This window comes from Bartonella sp. AP3QHHD (assembly GCF_042195765.1).
Classification (GTDB): Bacteria; Pseudomonadota; Alphaproteobacteria; order Rhizobiales; family Rhizobiaceae; genus Bartonella.
In genome coordinates, this window is the sequence record NZ_JBHIPC010000059.1 from 1 (window position 1) to 1,217 (window position 1,217).

General features: G+C 44.8%; 2 protein-coding genes. Both read left to right on the top strand.

From position 1 onward, the window contains the following. Positions 1 to 170 precede the first annotated feature (170 nt). Entirely contained in the window at positions 171 to 485 is a 315-nt protein-coding gene (locus ACFIL7_RS03395) for a hypothetical protein (RefSeq protein ID WP_375612488.1), read from the top strand. Then, the coding region (locus tag ACFIL7_RS03400; RefSeq protein ID WP_375683360.1) for a phage terminase large subunit at positions 466 to 1,217 on the top strand (752 nt) is incomplete at its 3' end. The genes ACFIL7_RS03395 and ACFIL7_RS03400, both read left to right, overlap by 20 nt.

Below are 1,217 nucleotides of genomic sequence, written 5' to 3' on the forward strand. Positions count from 1 at the left end.
TTTTTTTTGTTGACAGGATATGAAAAATAGTGTTTTATGGCGTTGCTGTACTAGTCGAATTGCGTCTAGAATTACGGTAAAAGTATAACCTTTCTTATAAGTTTATATGATTGTTCAGAGCCCTGCTTTTGCGGGGTTTTTTATTGTCTTGTTTACAAAAAGAAACACACATGAAAACCACTGAAAAACTTGCAAAAAGAACGCCCCCAAAGGCAGGTCAAGGGCGGGTAAAAGGTGTGCCAAATAAAACGACACGTATTTTGAAAGAAGCAGTGCTTAAGGCAGCAGAGCGCGCTGGTAAGAAATATGGTGATGATGGTTTGGTCTCTTATCTAGAAAAACAGGCAATCAAATGCCCCGCTGCTTATTTGGCATTGTTGGGGAAGATTTTGCCTCTTCAAGTGACAGGGGAAGATGGGGGAGCCATTAAGATGATAACGCGTGTGGAAATCGCGCCTTTGGTCAATGACGACACGACAGATTAATATTGTTCCAAAGCTTATACCGATTTTTACAGGTAAGGCTTTGGTGCGTGCTGCTTGGGGAGGAAGAGGGTCTGGAAAGACAAGATCATTTGCCTTGATGGCTGCTTTAAAAGGCTATCAATTTGGTATGGGAGGGATATCAGGCACTATACTTTGTGCACGGCAGTTTCAAAACTCGCTAGCAGAAAGTTCATTGGAGGAAATTAAACGCGCTATTGAAGCGCACGACTTTTTAAAGGACTATTACAAGGTTGGGGAGTCGTCGATTAAATCGATAGATGGTCGTATAGCCTTTCAGTTTTCTGGACTAGACCGTAATATTGCAAGTATCAAGTCTATGGGGCGTATTTTGCTTTGTTGGGTTGATGAAGCAGAGCCGGTTACAGAGACGGCTTGGCAGACGCTTATACCGACTTTGCGAGAAGAGGGAGAGGGGTGGCGAGCAGAGTTATGGGTCACATGGAACCCGTTGCGAGAGAATGCACCCGTTGAGAAGCGGTTTCGCTTTTCAGACAATGAAGCCATTAAGCGTGTAGAGATCAACTGGTCAGACAATCCGAAGTTTCCCAAGATCTTGAATGAAGCACGATTGGATGATCTGAGAAACCGCCCCGAGACCTATAAGCATATCTGGGAAGGGGATTATCTGAAAGCGGTTCAAGGCGCTTATTATCAAAAGGAAATGTTGGCAGCCGAGCAAGAGGGGCGGATAGGGCGCGTTGCGCGTGATCC

What these genes read in the sequence shown, in the direction of transcription:
- ACFIL7_RS03395 (WP_375612488.1), top strand. Translation starts at nt 171, where the DNA reads ATGAAAACCACTGAAAAACTTGCAAAAAGAACGCCCCCAAAGGCAGGT.